General features: G+C 67.3%; 16 protein-coding genes. 8 read left to right on the plus strand and 8 right to left on the minus strand.

Annotation, left to right across the window (positions count from 1 at the left end):
* Positions 1-63: 63 nt before the first annotated feature.
* The 4 genes from FZ029_RS24090 (at position 64) to FZ029_RS24105 (ending at position 3,829) form a co-directional block, all read left to right on the plus strand.
* Entirely contained in the window at positions 64-558 is a 495-nt protein-coding gene (locus tag FZ029_RS24090) for a flagellar basal body-associated FliL family protein (protein WP_149200069.1), read from the plus strand.
* Between the two features lie 91 nt (positions 559-649).
* The gene (gor, locus tag FZ029_RS24095) at positions 650-2,017 is read left to right on the plus strand and encodes a glutathione-disulfide reductase (protein ID WP_149272267.1); all 1,368 of its coding nucleotides are present in this window, start codon (positions 650-652) and stop codon (positions 2,015-2,017) included.
* Between the two features lie 174 nt (positions 2,018-2,191).
* The gene (locus FZ029_RS24100) at positions 2,192-2,674 is read left to right on the plus strand and encodes a hypothetical protein (protein ID WP_149200256.1); all 483 of its coding nucleotides are present in this window, start codon (positions 2,192-2,194) and stop codon (positions 2,672-2,674) included.
* Positions 2,675-2,923: 249 nt separating this feature from the next.
* A complete protein-coding gene (locus FZ029_RS24105) occupies positions 2,924-3,829 on the plus strand; it encodes a manganese catalase family protein (RefSeq protein WP_149200071.1) in 906 nt (301 codons plus the stop codon).
* A 40-nt stretch (positions 3,830-3,869) separates the two neighbouring features.
* Here the strand turns inward: FZ029_RS24105 and FZ029_RS24110 are convergent, their stop codons facing one another.
* Complete coding sequence (locus FZ029_RS24110; RefSeq protein ID WP_149200072.1) at positions 3,870-5,234, minus strand: AmpG family muropeptide MFS transporter; 1,365 nt, start codon at positions 5,232-5,234, stop codon at positions 3,870-3,872.
* 303 nt (positions 5,235-5,537) lie between these two features.
* Between FZ029_RS24110 and FZ029_RS24115 the strand changes: the two genes are divergently transcribed.
* Positions 5,538-6,929: a 3-deoxy-7-phosphoheptulonate synthase class II gene (locus FZ029_RS24115; RefSeq protein ID WP_149272268.1), complete on the plus strand. Its 1,392-nt coding sequence runs from the start codon at positions 5,538-5,540 to the stop codon at positions 6,927-6,929.
* Positions 6,930-6,986: 57 nt separating this feature from the next.
* Here the strand turns inward: FZ029_RS24115 and FZ029_RS24120 are convergent, their stop codons facing one another.
* From FZ029_RS24120 to FZ029_RS24150, 7 genes are read right to left on the minus strand one after another with little or no spacing between them, the layout of a single operon-like run.
* Positions 6,987-8,048, minus strand: coding sequence for an ABC transporter substrate-binding protein (locus FZ029_RS24120; RefSeq protein ID WP_149200074.1), 1,062 nt, complete (start codon positions 8,046-8,048; stop codon positions 6,987-6,989).
* A gap of 35 nt (positions 8,049-8,083) precedes the next feature.
* The gene (locus FZ029_RS24125) at positions 8,084-9,202 is read right to left on the minus strand and encodes an FAD-binding oxidoreductase (RefSeq protein WP_149272269.1); all 1,119 of its coding nucleotides are present in this window, start codon (positions 9,200-9,202) and stop codon (positions 8,084-8,086) included.
* Positions 9,202-10,587: an NAD(P)/FAD-dependent oxidoreductase gene (locus tag FZ029_RS24130; RefSeq protein ID WP_149272270.1), complete on the minus strand. Its 1,386-nt coding sequence runs from the start codon at positions 10,585-10,587 to the stop codon at positions 9,202-9,204. The genes FZ029_RS24125 and FZ029_RS24130 overlap by 1 nt, the downstream gene beginning before the upstream one ends.
* Positions 10,584-10,874 (minus strand): (2Fe-2S)-binding protein, encoded by a 291-nt coding sequence (locus FZ029_RS24135; protein ID WP_149200077.1) that lies wholly within the window; start codon positions 10,872-10,874, stop codon positions 10,584-10,586. The genes FZ029_RS24130 and FZ029_RS24135 overlap by 4 nt, the downstream gene beginning before the upstream one ends.
* 42 nt (positions 10,875-10,916) lie before the next feature.
* Positions 10,917-11,711: an ABC transporter permease gene (locus tag FZ029_RS24140; RefSeq protein WP_149272271.1), complete on the minus strand. Its 795-nt coding sequence runs from the start codon at positions 11,709-11,711 to the stop codon at positions 10,917-10,919.
* Positions 11,712-11,718: 7 nt separating this feature from the next.
* Positions 11,719-12,624, minus strand: a complete 906-nt coding sequence (locus FZ029_RS24145) for an ABC transporter permease (RefSeq protein ID WP_149272272.1) — start codon at positions 12,622-12,624, stop codon at positions 11,719-11,721.
* Positions 12,621-13,715, minus strand: coding sequence for an ABC transporter ATP-binding protein (locus tag FZ029_RS24150; protein WP_149272273.1), 1,095 nt, complete (start codon positions 13,713-13,715; stop codon positions 12,621-12,623). The genes FZ029_RS24145 and FZ029_RS24150 overlap by 4 nt, the downstream gene beginning before the upstream one ends.
* 189 nt (positions 13,716-13,904) lie before the next feature.
* On the opposite strand from FZ029_RS24150, the gene FZ029_RS24155 reads away from it, so the two are divergent.
* From FZ029_RS24155 to FZ029_RS24165, 3 genes are all read left to right on the plus strand, one after another.
* Positions 13,905-14,777: an IclR family transcriptional regulator gene (locus FZ029_RS24155; RefSeq protein WP_188052036.1), complete on the plus strand. Its 873-nt coding sequence runs from the start codon at positions 13,905-13,907 to the stop codon at positions 14,775-14,777.
* Positions 14,774-14,953: a DUF2256 domain-containing protein gene (locus FZ029_RS24160; RefSeq protein WP_149272274.1), complete on the plus strand. Its 180-nt coding sequence runs from the start codon at positions 14,774-14,776 to the stop codon at positions 14,951-14,953. Before FZ029_RS24155 ends, FZ029_RS24160 begins: the two co-directional genes overlap by 4 nt.
* A 306-nt stretch (positions 14,954-15,259) precedes the next feature.
* Positions 15,260-16,255, plus strand: coding sequence for a BMP family protein (locus tag FZ029_RS24165; protein ID WP_149272292.1), 996 nt, complete (start codon positions 15,260-15,262; stop codon positions 16,253-16,255).
* Positions 16,256-16,262: the final 7 nt, after the last annotated feature.

The following is a 16,262-nucleotide window of genomic DNA, read 5'->3' on the forward strand; positions in this document are numbered from 1 at the left end:
CTACCACTTCCGCGCTTTTAGAGTTTTCGGACCGGTTCGGCGGCAACAACTCAGCAGGGCGGAATGACCAAGGCATCAGTCTCTGCCGAAGCCGGCCAAGGCAACCTGCCCGCCTTCGATGGAACCGGAAACCGGATCGTCCTGGCATTGCTGGGGCTGATGCTGGCCTTCGCCGGCGCCGGGATCGGCAGTGCGCTGCTGCTGCGTCCGGCCCCCGCCCAGGGCGCCTATTCCTCTGCCCGCATCATGGCGGCGCCGGCCGTCTATGCCGCTCTGCCCACCCTGACCGTCACGCTCAACGACGGCCGCCGGCTGCAGGAGCTGCGGCTGCGCGCCGTTTTGGAATTCGACCCGTCGACCCCGCTTGAAACAGTCACGCCGCATTTGCCGCGCATCGCCGATGCCATCGAACGGCGCCTGCTGGAGGTCGACCCCGCCGAACTGCGAGGGGCGGAGGGGCAGGTCTATGTCAAGGACGCGGTGCGCTACGTCGCCAACAAGACCATGCGTCCGCTGAAGCTTCGGCAAGTGCTGATCCAGGACATGCTGCTGCGCTGAGGGCGCGCTTCCCAACGCCTGCCCCGACCCCATATCCTGCCCGACCACATTCGTTAGTGGGTCAAAGGTCCAGTTGCGGAAGGAGACGGCCGTGGCCGAGTTCGATTTCGACCTCTTCACCATCGGGGCGGGGTCCGGGGGCGTCGCCGCCAGCCGGCGCGCGGCGTCCTACGGCGCCAGGGTGGCGATCTGCGAGGGAAGCCGCGTCGGCGGCACGTGCGTGATCCGCGGCTGCGTGCCGAAGAAGCTGCTGGTTTACGCCGCCCAGTTCCGCGACGGTTTCGAGGATTCCTGCGGCTATGGCTGGAACTCGCACACGCCGACCTTCGACTGGGAAACGCTGATCGCGCGCAAGGACCGCGAGATCGACCGGCTGAACGGCATCTACATCAACATGCTGAAGAACTCCGGCGTCACCCTGTATGAGGGGTTCGGCCGGATCGTCGACCGCCACACGGTGGAGGTCGACGGCAAGCGCTATACCGCCCGCAACATCCTGGTCGCCACCGGCGGCTGGCCGACGCTGCCGCAGGTCGAGGGGATGGAGCATGCCGCGACCTCCAACGAGGCGCTGCATCTGGAAACGCTGCCCCATTCCGTGCTGATCATCGGCGGCGGCTACATCGCCGTGGAGTTCGCCAGCATCTTCCGCGGTCTGGGCGCCGAAGTCACGCTGATGATCCGCGGCGACGACCTGCTGAACGGCTTCGACGACGACATCCGCATCGCCCTGGCGCAGGAAATGCGCAAGCGCGGCATCAACATCATCTCGCGCTGCAAGCCGGCGAAGCTGGAAAAAGGGCCCGGCGGCTATACGCTGACCGACCATATGGGCCGCGAGCATTCCGCCGGCCTGGTGATGGCCGCCACCGGCCGCCGGCCGAACACCAAGAATCTCGGCCTGGAAGAGGTCGGCATCACGCTGAACGAGGCCGGCGCGATCCCGGTCGACGAATGGTCGCGGACCTCCGTCGACAACATCTATGCCATCGGCGACGTCACCGACCGCATGGCGCTGACCCCCATCGCCATCGCCGAGGGCCGGGCGCTGGCCGAAACGCTGTTCAACGACAATCCGATGCACATCGGCTACGACAATGTGCCGACCGCGGTGTTCTCGCTGCCGCCGCTGGGCACCGTCGGCCTGACCGAGATGCAGGCCCGCGCCAAATACCCGCAGGTCGACATCTACAAGGCCGGCTTCCGCCCGATGAAGCACACCCTGTCCGGCCGTGACGAGCGGGTGCTGATGAAGCTGGTGGTGGACGGCAAAAGCCAGCGGGTGCTGGGTTGCCACATGATGGGCATGGACGCGCCGGAGATGATGCAGCCGATGGCCATCGCCATGAATTGCGGTGCCACCAAGCGCGACTTCGACCGCACCATCGCGCTGCACCCCTCCACCGCGGAAGAATTCGTGCTGATGCGTGAGAAAGCGGAGCCGGAAAAGAAAATCTGAACGGTCAACCGTACCAAAACGCAGTGGCTGGCTATCAGCGACGGGCCATGATCGGAGTTCTCCGCTCATGGCCCCATTATATTCCGGTGCAAGGACCGGAAATCCCTGGACCTACCCCGATTGTAGTACCTACCATGGTGGTACGAACAATTTTCCCAGGGAATGACTGTGAACATGCGCGGAATTTTTGCTGCGGCTGCCTGCGTTGCGGCATTCGCCTCGATCGGTACTGCCCACGCTCAGACCAAGATCGGCGTGTGGGACGTCAAGATCGATAAGGACTGCGCCATCAGCCAGGAATGGAAGACCGATTCGAAGGACACCGCCGCCATCGCTCTGGCCTATACGAACAAAGGCCAAGCCATGGTGCTGATCTTCAGCGATTCCGGCTGGAAGCTGAAGGAGAAGGAAGACCTCACCATCTCCCTGTCGGTCGATAAGAAGTGGAGCGACAAGGTCCCGGGTGCCGCCATCGACAAGACGATGGCCGTCGTCGGCATTCCGGCCACCTCGAAGGCGATCGATGCCCTGATGAACGGCCGCGAACTCTACATGGAAATCGACGGCAAGAGCGACGATTACGCCTACACCTATTACCTGGACGACACCCGCAAGGCGATTTCCGCCCTGGAAGCCTGTCGCGCCCAGGCTCAGTAACCAGCGGCGACGGCAGCGGGGGGGCCCCATCACCGCGGGCGCCCCGCTGTCCCGGTCAGACCTGCACGGAAGGCAATATTTCCGGCCAGCGCCAGGACCCGTCCGTCATAACTCTCCGAAACAGGCACTTCTCCTGGAACGCTTCTAAAGATCCTCGGTTGAGGGCATGGAGCGATCCGGTCCGGACCCGGTCGCACCGATCCGCGGCCCCTGCAAAGCGGGCCATATGACGCAGGAGGAGTCTCTCGCATGTTCATGCACAACAAAAAGCTCATGTACACGGTCCGCGTGTCTGAGCCGAACCCGGTGCTCGCCAGCTTGATGCTGGAGCAGTTCGGCGGCCCGCAGGGCGAACTGGCCGCGGCCATGCGCTATTTCACCCAGGGTCTGGCCGATGAGGATCCGGGCCGCAAGGACATGCTGATCGACATCGCGACCGAGGAGTTGAGCCACCTCGAAATCATCGGCTCCATCGTCGCCATGCTGACCAAGGGCGCCAAGGGCAAGCTGGCCGAAGGTGCGGAGGCGACCACCGACCTCTATGCCAATATCACCCAGGGCAACGGCAGCCATACCCTGTCGCTGCTGTATGGCGGCGGGCCGGCCCTGGTGAATTCGGCCGGGCAGCTGTGGACCGGCGGCTATATCGACAGCATCGGCGAGCCGACGGCCGATCTGCGCTCCAACGTCGCGGCGGAAGCGCGCGCCAAGATCATCTATGAGCGGCTGATCAACGTCACCGACGACCCGGGCGTGAAGGATGCGCTGGGCTTCCTGATGACCCGCGAGATCGCCCACCAGAAGAGCTTCGAAAAGGCGCTCTACGCCATCGACAACAACTTCCCGCCGGGCAAGCTGCCGGGCAAGCCGGAATACACCGACAAGTATTACAACACGAGCCAGGGCGAAGGCGACATGCGCGGCCCCTGGAACCAGGGCGCCCAGTGGGACTTCGTCGACGTCAAGATGGGCGACGCTCCGGTCAACGGCGGCGACGGCAACCCGACGGTCAAGCTCGCCGCGTCGGAACTGGCGGCGGTCAACGCCGTGGCCGCCCGCACCATGTCGAAGCCGGACTCCGACCCGACCACCGGCGCCGACCTGGGCGCCGGGCCGGGCGCCGGCAAGACCAAGACGACCGCCGGCGAACGCTAAGCTCCTCCGGCATCGCCGTCCCCGTCGCCGTCCCCGTCATTCATTGTGCGGGGACGGCGGCCTCTTCCTCGCGGCGGTGCAGGCCCATCAGCCAGACCAGCAGGCACAGCGCCGGCACAGCGCCCGCCATCGACAGCAGGAAGAAGCTGACCCAGTCCATCCGCTCTGCCAGCCAGCCGGACGAGGCGCCGAACAGGTCGCCGCCCAGCTTGTACAGGCTGGACAGCAGCGCATATTGCGTCGCGGTGTAGGCGACGTTGCACAGACTGGACAGATAGGCGACGAAGGCCGCGGTCGCGATCCCGGCGCAGACATTCTCCACCGCCACCGTCATCGCCAGGGTCGACACGTCGTTGCCATTCCAGGCCAGCACGACATAGCCCAGGTTCGACACCATCTGCAGGATGCCGCCGATCATCAGGCCGCGCAGAACCCCGACCTTGCCCACCAGCAACCCTCCCAGCAGCCCGCCGGCGATGGTCGCCCACAGCCCGAACAACTTGCTGACGTTGGCGATCTCCACCTTGGTGAAGCCCAGGCTGATGTAGAAGGTCGAGGACATCTGGCCGGCCAGCACCTCCCCCAGCTTGTAGCTGGCGATGAAGGCAAGGATCACCACCCAGCCGCGCCGCTCCATGAACTGGGCGAAGGGCGCCACCACCGCCCCGTAAATCCAGGCGAGCACGACGGCGCTGCGGCCCGACAGATGCGGCCGGTGGCCGAGCCATTCGGCGATCAGCTTTTCACGGGCGCTGGGCGGCGGCTCCTTCGGCTCGCGGCACAGCAGGATGGTGGCCATGCCGACCAGAACCAGCGCCGCCATCACCTCGTAGGCCGTGCGCCAGCCATGGTACTGCGCGATGTAGAGCGCGCCCGCCCCCGCCGCCATCATGCCGAAGCGATAGCCCAGCACCAGCACCGCGGCACCGGCGGCCTGCTGATGCTCCTCCAGCACCTCGACGCGATAGGCATCGACCACGATGTCCTGACTGGCCGAGCAGAAGGCGACCAGCACGGCGCACATCGCCGTCCACCACAGGTCCTGCCCCGGATCGGTGGTGCCCAGCCCCAGCAGCGCCGCGATCAGCGCCGCCTGTGCCGTCAGCGCCCAGCCGCGCCGCCGCCCGAACAGCCGCGTCATCACCGGCAGCCGCAGCCGGTCGATCAGCGGCGCCCACAGGAACTTCAGCGCATAGGGCATGGTGACCAGCGCGAACAGCCCGATATTGGTGCGGCTGACGCCCTGTTCGGTCAGCCAGACATTCAGCGTGGCGCCGGTCAGCGCCAGCGGCAGCCCTTCGGAGAAGCCCAGGAACAGGATCGCCAGCACGCGCGGGTCGCGGTAGACCCCCAGGGCCTGCGCCCAGGAGGACAGGCGCTTTGCCCGCCAGGATGTCGCTTTCACCGGGGAGGCTCCTCTCGGGCGTGGTCGGTTTCCCCCGATGTATACTGTCCGCGGGCGCAGGCCGCCAGCGACCCTTATATATCGGGGGTCGGGGGGAAGGCGGGGCGAAGTTCTTTTCATCTGAAATCACCCATGGTGGCAGGCGACCTGTCCCAATGGCACAGCATTGCCGGCAGGCGGGCCTAAACTGTGGAAAAGTTACCGCGAGTCGCGCTATAGAGTACCCCCCACGGGTTTCGCCGCCGGTCGTTCGCCGCCCGCCCGGCCCCCGTTCCGCAATCGTCAAGGAAGAGCAGGCGCGTCATGGTCGAGCGTTGGACACCCGCCAGTTGGAAGACGAAACCGGCGAAGCAGTTGCCGACTTATCCCGACCAGTCCAAGGTCGAGGCGGTCGAACAGCGTCTGTCCTCCTATCCGCCGCTCGTCTTCGCCGGCGAGGCCCGCCGGCTGAAGGCCAAGCTGGCCGAGGCCGCCGCCGGCCAGGCCTTCCTGCTGCAGGGCGGCGACTGCGCCGAGAGCTTCGCCGAATTCCACCCCAACAACATCCGCGACACCTTCCGCGTCCTGCTGCAGATGGCCGTGGTGCTGACCTTCGGCGCCTCGATTCCGGTCATCAAGGTCGGCCGCATGGCCGGCCAGTTCGCCAAGCCGCGTTCGGCGGACATGGAGACGATCGACGGGGTCGAGCTGCCGTCCTACCGCGGCGACATCATCAACGGCTTCGATTTCACCAGTGACGCCCGCGTTCCCGATCCGGAACGCATGATGCAGGCCTACACCCAGGCCGCCGCGACGCTGAACCTGCTGCGCGCCTTCGCCCAGGGCGGCTACGCCGACCTGCACAAGGTCCATCAGTGGACGCTGAGCTTCGTCGAGAAGTCGCCGGCCGGTGAGCATTTCCAGGAACTGGCCAACCGCCTGGACGAGACGCTGGCCTTCATGGCCGCCTGCGGCATCACCGCGGAGACCACGCCGCAGCTGCGCGAGACCGACTTCTTCACCAGCCACGAGGCGCTGCTGCTGCCGTTCGAGCAGGCACTGACCCGCGTCGACAGCACCACCGGCGACTGGTACGACGTGTCGGCCCACATGCTGTGGATCGGCGACCGCACCCGCCAGCCCGACGGCGCCCATGTCGAGTTCCTGCGCGGCGTGAAGAACCCGATCGGCCTCAAGTGCGGCCCGACCACCGACCCGGACGAGCTGATCCGCCTGATCGACATCCTGAACCCGACCAACGAGGCCGGGCGCCTGACGCTGATCGTGCGCATGGGCTCCGACAAGGTGGCGGAGAAGTTCCCGCCGCTGCTTCGCAAGGTCCAGCGCGAGGGCCGCACCGTTGTGTGGTCCTGCGACCCGATGCACGGCAACACGGTCAAGTCGACCACCGGCTACAAGACCCGTCCGGTCGAGCGGGTGCTGGCCGAGGCGCGCGGCTTCTTCGAGGTGCACCAGGCCGAAGGCACCCATGCCGGCGGCGTGCATTTCGAGCTGACCGGCCAGGACGTGACGGAGTGCACGGGCGGCGCCCAGGCGATCACCGATCACAATCTGGCGCTGCGTTACCACACCGCCTGCGATCCGCGCCTGAACGCCAGCCAGTCGCTGGAACTGGCCTTCCTGCTGTCGGAAAAGCTGAAGGAAGGCCGCCAAACCCGCGAGGCTCAGCGCCGCGCCGCGATGGCTGCGGAATAACCAGCTGCGAAAAGCAAATCGGGGGGCGCTTTGGCGCCCCCCTTTTTCATGCCCCGATTACCGTTCGATTTCCTTGTTCCAGCGCTGGTTCCAGTCCGGGCGCTTCTCGTTGATGACGTCCCAGTCCACCGTGACGGCGTTCTTCATGTAACCCTGGAACTTGTTCATCTCGTCGGCGACATCGGCCGGCGCCGTGACTTTGGTGTTGGACGGAATCTGCGCGCCGTACTGCAGGGCAGCGAGCTGCGCCTCCGGACCCAGCAGATAGGCGGCCAGCTTCTGCGCGGCCTCGTTGTCCGGGTTCTTGGCGACGACGCATTCGCCGACCATCAGCACGACCGAGCCTTCCTTCGGCTGGGCATATTCCACCGGGATGCCCTTGGCCTTCAGGCTGCCGACGCCGGTCGGGGTCAGCGGGAAGATGGCCGCTTCGTTGGTCTGCACCATCTCGGCGATCTTGGCGGAGCTGGGGATGTATTCCAGCACGTTCGGGCCGATGGTCTTGCGCCAGGTGGTGAAGCCCGGATCGACGTTGGCCTCGGTGCCGCCCTTGATGCGGTTGTACATCAGGAAGGCATGCAGGCCGAAGGAGCTGCTGGCGGCCGACTGGACGACGACCTTGCCCTTGTATTTGGGGTCGGCCAGATCCATCCAGCTGGTCGGCGGCGCCCAGCCCTTCTCGTCGAACATCGCCTTGTTATAGGCCAGCCCGGTCATGCCCATGTTGACGCCGACCGCCATGTCGCCCTTCATGCGCGACGACGGGTAGACGTCGTTCAGCACCGGCGAGCTGTCCATCTTCTGGCACAGGCCCATGCCGATGGCCCGGTACATCAGTCCGTCGTCCAGGAAGACGACGTGCATCTGCGGATTGTCCTTCTGCGCCTGCAGCTTGGCCAGGATGTCGGACGAGGTGCCGGGGACCACCACCACCTTGATGCCGGTCGCCTTCTCGAAGGCGGGGAAGACATGCTCGGTGTAGGTCTTCTCCATCGTGCCGCCGTTCATGCCGATATAGACCGTCTTGGTCTGGGCGGCGGCGGGGGTGGAGAGCGCGGCGGCCGCCGTGATGGCAACCGTGGCGAGACCGGTGAGCGACAGGTTACGCAAGCTCGGCATGCATGTCCTCCATTGGGCCAAAGTGGGTGAAGTCTTTAAGCGGTTGGTGCAAAGCGGTCGATGCGGAAGGGCTCCAGCGGCATCGGCGTCTCGCCGCTGGTGACCAGTTCGGCCAGCGTCTGGCCGACGCCGGGACCGATCTGGAAACCGGCGCCGGAGAAGCCGAAGGCATGGAACAGGCCGGGGGTGGTGCGGCTGGGGCCGATGACCGGGTTGCGGTCGGGCGTGTAGCCCTCCACCCCGGTCCAGCAGCGGATGACGTGGGCGTGGCGCAGTTGGGGAAACAGCTCCGCCGCGTCGCGCATCAGGGTCAGTACGGCGTCGCGCTGCGGCCGGGCGCGGTCGGCATCCAGCGCGAAGCCGCGCCCGCCGCCGACAACCATGTTGCCGCGCGGCACCTGCCGGCCATAGACGCCGCCGCCCTCCACCCCGATGTTGACGTCGAGGAAGCGGGGCAGCGGCTCCGTCACCGCCATGTTGGGGTGGAGCGATTCCAGCGGCACCGGCTCGCCGAACGCCTCCGCCACCCGCCGGGACCAGGCGCCGGCGGTGTTCAGCAGGTAGCGGGCGCGGACTTCCAACGCGTCGCCGCTCAGCAGGACAAAGCGGTCGCCGTCCTTTTCAACACGGTCGACCGACGTCTGCTCGCGCACCACTGCGCCCAACTTGGCCGCTGCGCGGGCGAAGGCGGGGGAGACGAGGCGCGGATTGGCGTGGCCATCCTCCGGGCAGAGCGACCCGCCGAGCGCACGGTCGCCCAGCGCCGGCCAGCGACGGCGGAACTCCTCGCCCGTGATGATCTCCAGCCCGAGGCCGAAACCCTGGCTGCGCTCGCGGTAGGCGATCAGCGACTCCAGATCGGCGTCGCTGCGCGCCAGCTTCAGATGGCCGGAGCGGATGTACTCGGCGTCGGTGCCCAGCAGTTCCGGCAGCCGGCCCCAGATGGCGTGGGCGCGCTGGGACAGCGGCAGTTGCTCCAGCGGGCGGCCCTGGCGGCGCACGCCGCCGAAATTGACGCCGCTCGCCTTGGCGCCGCACCAGTCGCGCTCCAGCAGGGTGACCGACAGGCCGGCCTGCCGCAGGAACAGCGCCGCCGCCCCGCCGACGATCCCGCCGCCGACGATGGCGACATCGCACTCGATCCGTTCCCGCATCACGCGACCTCCCGCCGCTCGGCACCGGCGGAAACCGGCAGCGGCTTGATCGGCGGCTGCGCCCGCAGGCGCCCCACCCCGTCAGGACCGGTGCCGAGCGTGCGGGACAGCAGTTCCGCCGTGGTGGCGCCGCACATGCGGCCCTGGCAGCGGCCCATGCCGGCGCGGGTCAACGCCTTGGCGCGGTTCATCTCGCGGGCCTGTCCGCTGCGGGCGACCTCGCGCACCGCACCGGCGGTGATGCCTTCGCAGCGGCAGATCATCGTGTCGTCGGCAATGGCGTCGGCCCAGTCCGCTGGAAAGGGGAAGGCCGCCGACAGGCTGCGGCGGAAGGCGGCGATGCGGGCGAGCCGGCCGTCCAGCTCCTTCACCCGTGCGGCCTCGACCGGCCGGCCGAGATCCTCCAGCAGGGCCAGCGCCGCGCGCTCCCCCGCCAGTTCCGCCGCATCGGCACCGGCGATGCCGCTGCCGTCGCCGGCCAGATAGACGCCGGGAACCGAGCTGCGCCCTGCCCCGTCACGCTCCGGCAGCCACGCCCGGTCGGCCTCGTCGAAGCGGAAGCGGCAGCCGGCGAGGTCGGCCAATTGGGTTTCCGACCGCAGGCCAAGCCCGAAGGCGACGGCATCGCAGCCTGTGCGCTGTTCCTGACCGCGCGCATCGCGCCAGACCAGCGCATCGACCCGCTCCGCCCCCTCGGCGCGCACCGGGCGCACGCCGTTGTGGATCGGCACGCCATGGGCGCGCAGCCAGCCGACGAACAGCAGCCCCTTCGCCAGCGTCGCCGGATCGCGCAGCATGCCGGCGGTGGCGCGGGCCTGGACGGCGAAGGGCGTGGTGTCGAACACCCCAGCCACCTCCACCCCGGCCTTCAGATACTGGTAGGCGACCAGATAGAGCAACGGCCCGGTGCCGAGGAAAGCGACCCGCCGGCCGATGGCGCAGCCCTGGAACTTCAGCGCCACCTGCGACCCGCCGAGCGTGAAGACGCCGGGCAGCGTCCAGCCGGGGAAGGGCAGCACGCGGTCGGTCGCCCCCGTCGCCAGGATCAGATGGCTGAAGGGCAGAGTTTCGCTAGCGCCGTCCGACAAAAGGTCGAGCGCGCCGGCTTCGCAGTTCCACACCAGTGTGCGCGGGCGGTAATCCACCCGGTCACGGATGGCGGCCATGGCGCGGTGGACCGCATCGGCCTTGCCCGCCTCGAAGCCATAGAGCGCCTTCTTCGGCCGGGTGAAGCCGCCATCCGGTGGCTGGCGATAGATCTGGCCGCCCCAACGCGCCGCCTCGTCGACCACCACCGGACGCAGTCCGGCGGCGACCAGCCGCTCCGCGGCGCGGATGCCGGCCGGCCCCGCGCCGACAATGACGGGAGGGAGAACTTCGCTCACGACGTCCACTCCCCGCCGCTCAGCAGCCGCATGCCGTCGGCGATGAAGGTGCCGCAGGCGCGCAGGCGCTCGCCCTCCTCCGTCCGCACCCAGCAATCCTGGCAGGCGCCCATCATGCAGAATCCGGCGCGCGGGCTGTCGGCGAACTCCGTCCGGCGCAGCCGCTCGGCATTGGTGAGCATTGCGGTCATGACGGTGTCGCCCTCCAGCGCCTCCACCGGGCGCCCGTCGAGGGTAAAGCGGACCACGCGCCGGCCCTGTTCGGCCACACGCTGCAGCAAAGCCATGATGACTGGTCTCCGAAGAGAAAGGACGGCCGGAACGGATGCTCAGTGCTGGCCGACCAGGATGCGGTCCAACCCATAGACGCGGTCGAGCAGAAGAACGGCGACCGCGGTGATGCCGATGATCAGCGCCGACACCGCCGCCATCATCGGGTCGATCGATTCGGTGGCGTACATGTACATCCGCACCGGCAGCGTCACGGTGGACGGCGAGGTGATGAAGATGGACATGGTCAGCTCGTCGAAGCTGTTGATGAAGGCGATCAGCCAGCCGCCGGTCACGCCGGGCAGGATCATCGGCAGGGTGACGCGGCGGAACACGGTGGCCTCGCTGGCGCCCAGCGAGAAGGCGGCCTGCTCCACGCTGCGGTCGAAGCCGGAAATCGCGGCGATCAGCAGGCGCATGACATAGGGCGTGACGATCACGATGTGCGCCGCCACCAGCCAGCCGAAGCTGCCCGTCGCGCCGACGATGGCGAACAGCCGCAGCATGGCGACGCCCAGCACCAGATGCGGGATGATCAGCGGCGACAGGAACAGTGCATTGAGGAAGCCGCGGCCGGGAAACTCCCAGCGCGTGATGGCGAGGGAGGCCGGCACCGCCAGCACCACGGCCATCGTCGCCGACAGCACGGCCAGCCACAGGCTGTTCCAGAAGGACTGGACGAAGTCCGGGTGGTGGAACACCGCATCGAACCAGCGCAGCGAGAAACCCCTGGTCGGCAGCGACAGCGTGTTCTCGGGCGTGAAGGCGACGAGGCAGACGATGGCCAGCGGCGCCAGCATGAAGATGACGACTGCCGTATGGAAGATCAGGGCGACGGGTCCGTTGCGGGTCATGGCATCCTCACCCCAGCCGGCGGCGGTAATGGCCTTCCACCAGACGGTGGTAGGTCAGCATGACGATCAGGTTGGCGATCAGCAGAAGGGCGGCGACCGCGGCACCCATCGGCCAGTTCAGGTCGCTGAGATACTGGTCGTAGACCACCGTCGCGACCATCTTCAGCCGCCGTCCGCCGAGCAGGCCGGGGATGGCGAAGGCGCTGGCGCTGAGACCAAAGACGATCAGGCTTCCCGACAGGATGCCGGGCAGGATCTGCGGCGCCACCACGCGGACGATGGCCGTGCCGCGCGAGGCGCCGAAGGACAGCGCCGCCTGCTCCACCGCCGGATCGAGCTTCTGCAGCGAGGTCCAGACCGGGATGACCATGAAGGGCAGCATGACGTGGACCAGCGCCACGATCACCGTGCCTTCGGTGTAGAGCAGCCGCATGCGGCCGATGCCGAACGCCATCAGCGCGGCGTTCACCGGCCCTTCCGGCCCCAGCAGCATGCTCCAGCCGAAGGCGCGCACGACCACCGAGACCAGCAGCGGCGCCAGGATCACCAGCAGGAAGATCGACCGCCAGGGGTTGCTCATCCGGCTGAGGATGTAAGCCTCCGGCACGCCGACCACCACGCAGATGGCGGTCGCCAGCGCCGAAATCCGGAAGGTGCGCAGGAAGATTTCCAGGTAATACTCGTCGGTCAGGACCGACAGGTAATGCTCCAGCGTGAAGCCGCCGGTGCGCCCGGTCGCATAGTCGAACTGGTTGAAGGACAACAGCGCCGTCAGGAACAGCGGGATCAGCACCAGTGCTGCGAACAGCAATGCCGCCGGTGCCGACAGGAACAGCGGCGCGGTGGGGAAACGGCGCTCATGCGTCTCGTCGCTGGACGCGGCGGGCGCTGCTTCGGGAACGGCGGCGCTCATCCCGTCACCTCAAGCGCCACATCCGGCGCCTCCGCCATGGCGCCGCGATGGACGCGCACGACCGACGGCGACCATTCCAGCCCAACCGTCGCGCCCGGCTCCGCCGGGGTGGAACCGTCGTTCGGCGTCACCACCATCAGCGTGCCGAGCGGCCCGTCGATGTGATAGAGCCACTGGCTGCCCAGGAAGAAGCGGTCGGCGACGCGACCGGTCAGCAGCCCGTCCGTTGGGACGGTCAGGTGCAGCTTCTCCGGCCGGATGCACAGCGTCACCGTTTCGCCCACCGACAGGCCGGCGGCTTCGACCGGCACGGCGATACCGGCCAAAGACACCGTGGCGCCGGCGCCGGTCGCGGTGACGACCTTGCCCGGCAGCAGGTTGGTCTTGCCGACGAAGCGGGAGATGAACTCCGTCTCCGGATGCTCGTAGATGCGATAGGGCTGGTCGATCTGGGTGATGCGCCCGGCCTCCATCACCACGACGCGGTCGCTGATCGAGAAGGCTTCCGCCTGATCGTGGGTGACCATGACGGTGGTGGTGCCGACCTTGCGCTGAATCTCGCGCAGTTCGAACTGCATCGCCTCGCGCAGCTTGGCGTCCAGGTTCGACAGCGGCTCGTCCAGCAAAAGCACCGGCGGGCGGATCACCAGGGCTCTCGCCAGGGCCACGCGCTGCCGCTGGCCGCCCGACAGCTCGCGCGGGTAGCGCTTGGCATAGGGGGACAGGTGGACCAGCGACAGCGCCTCTTCGACGCGGGGCTTGCGCTCGCCCTTGGGCACGCGCTGCATCTCCAGCCCGAAGCTGACATTGTCGAACACGGTCATGTGCGGGAACAGCGCGTAGCTCTGGAACACGATGCCCAGCCCGCGGCTGTTCGCCTTGGCCCGCGTGATGTCGCGCCCGTCCAGCCGGATCGTGCCGGCCGACGGTTCGACGAAACCGGCGATCATCTGCAGGGTCGTGGTCTTGCCGCAGCCCGAGGGGCCGAGCAGAGAGACGAACTCCCCCTTCTCCACCGACAGCGAGACATCGCCGACCGCGGTCAGCGGGCCGTAACGCTTGGTGATGTTTTTCAATTCGAGGAACGACACGGGGGGAATTCTCCCTCTTGCGACAATTGGCCTCGGTCTCCGGGCCTCACCTGTTGCCCCGATGGTTCCGCCGCACCCCCGGTCGCGTCAATCCGCTTTTTCCATGGACAGAAAAGATTTTGCAAAAGCTTCCGATATGCGGAATAGATGGGGCAGCCAACATCACCGATTTTCAGGAAGAGGCTGGAAATGAGCGCCGACACCCGCAGCAAGCCCAACAAGGGTTCCGGTGGCGAAAATGCCGGCACCGAAGAGGCGGGCGGCAAATCCAGCCTGCAACGCGGGTTGGCGATCCTGCGCCTGCTGGCCTCCTCCAACGAAACGGGGGCGCGGCTGACCGACATCTCGCGCGCGCTCGACCTTACCCCGCCGACCGTCCACCGCCTGCTGAAGATCCTGGTGGAGGAGGGGATGGCGGAGGCCGACAAGGCGACCAAGCGCTATCGGCTGGGCATCGACCTGTTCGGTCTGGCGGCCCAGGCCGGCAACCCGAACAACCTGCGCGACATCTGCCGGCCGATCCTGCTTCGGCTGTCGGCGACCCTGCGCGACACCATTTTCCTGCTGGTGCGCAGCGGCTTCGACGCCGTGTGCCTGGACCGCAGCGAGGGTCCCTTCCCCATCCGCTCCTTCACCGGCGACATCGGCGGCCGGGTGACGCTGGGCGTCGGCCAGGGCAGCCTCGCCATCATGGCCTTCCTGCATGAGGAGGAGCGGGAGGAGGTGATCCGCTTCAACCTGCCGCGCATGCAGGGCGTGGGCATCATCGACGAGGTGTATCTGCGCACGGAGATCGCACGGGTGCGCGATCTCGGCTATGCCAGCCGTTCCACCGGCCTGCTGCCGGGCATGTCGGGCGTGGCGGTGCCGGTACTGGACCGCGACGGCCATGCAGTGGCCGCGCTCAGCGTCGGCACGATCAGCGAGCGGCTGAACGAAGAGCGTTTGCCGGTGGTGGTCGACATCCTGAAGCGCGAATCCGCCGCCATCAGCCGCCAGTTGAACCCGTTCGATCCCGTCCTCCGCCGTCCCGCCGCTATTCTGGGCGGCGGCCCGGCATGAAGGGCGTCAGGAAGGCCGACCTGCCGACCAAGACCTGCCCGGTCTGCGAACGCCCCTTCACTTGGCGCAAGAAGTGGGAGCGGGTGTGGGACGAGGTGAAATACTGCTCCGACCGCTGCCGGGGGGAGGCTCGGGGGCGCGGTGAACGGCCGAAGGACGCGACGCCGCGATCCTGACCGAACCGCCAACAAGAGTTGCCCTTTTTTCAATCACATGCCAGCATTCTGGCCTACCGGATTACCGCGTCCGCAAGGCGGGCGGCGGTTCCGGCGGATGGCATTCCCGTTGCACTTGCATGCGCGGCCCGCAGGGGTTCATGGATCGTGGAAGCATTCCCGAGTATTCATGCTCCCTGCGGGCCAGCCGCCCTGCTGCCAGCGATATGCAGCCAACGATACTCAGCGACGAAGGGGACTCAAACGATGTCGGTTCGGGGGATGGGGGATCGGGCGATGACGGTTTCGGGGAAGACGGCCTGGGGAATGACGCGCCGTGCGGTGCTGTGCGGCGCCGCCGCGGTGGCCTTCGCGGTGGCTGCCGGCGGCTCCCTGCCGGCATTCGCACAGAGCAAGCTGAAGGTCGCCGGCATCTACACCGTGCCGATCGAGCAACAGTGGGTCAGCCGCATCCATGTCGCGCTGAAGGCCGCCGCCGACCGCGGCGACATCGACTATGTCTGGGCCGAGTCGGTCGCCAACACCGACTATGAGCGCGTGATGCGCCAGTATGCCGAGGCCGGCCAGCAGCTTGTCTTCGGCGAGGTGTTCGGGGTGGAGCGCGCCGCCCGCGCCGTCGCCAAGGACTATCCGAAGACCGCCTTCGTTATGGGCTCCAGCTTCAAGCCGCAGGAGCCGAACTTCTCGGTCTTCGACAACTACATCCAGGAACCCGCCTACCTGTCCGGCATGGTCGCCGGCGGCATGACCAAGTCGAACATGATCGGCATGGTCGGCGGCTATCCGATCCCCGAGGTCAACCGCCTGATGAACGCCTTCATGGAGGGCGCCAAGGAGGTCAACCCGCAGGTCAAGTTCTCCGTCAGCTTCATCGGCTCCTGGTTCGACCCGCCGAAGGCCAAGGAAGCCGCCTTCGCCATGATCGACCGCGGCGCCGATGTGATGTACGCCGAGCGCTTCGGCGTGTCCGACGCTGCCAAGGAGCGCAAGGTTCTGGCCATCGGCAACGTCATCGACACCCAGCCGCAATATCCGGACACCGTCGTCGCCAGCGCCCTGTGGCACATGGAGCCGTCGGTGGAGCGCGCCATCGCCGCGGTGAAGGCCGGCAGCTACAAGGCGGAGGATTACGGTCCCTACAGCATGATGGCGCACAAGGGCTCCAGCCTGGCGCCGCTCGGCACCTTCGAGTCGAAGGTTCCCGACGCCATCAAGGCGAAGGTGACGGAGCGCGAGCAGCAGATCCGCGACGGCAAGTTCACCGTGAAGGTCAACGACGCCGAGCCGAAGTCGACGATGTGACGCCCGG

Origin of the sequence: Azospirillum sp. Sh1 (assembly GCF_008365135.1) — a bacterium.
Taxonomy (GTDB): Bacteria; Pseudomonadota; Alphaproteobacteria; order Azospirillales; family Azospirillaceae; genus Azospirillum; species Azospirillum oryzae.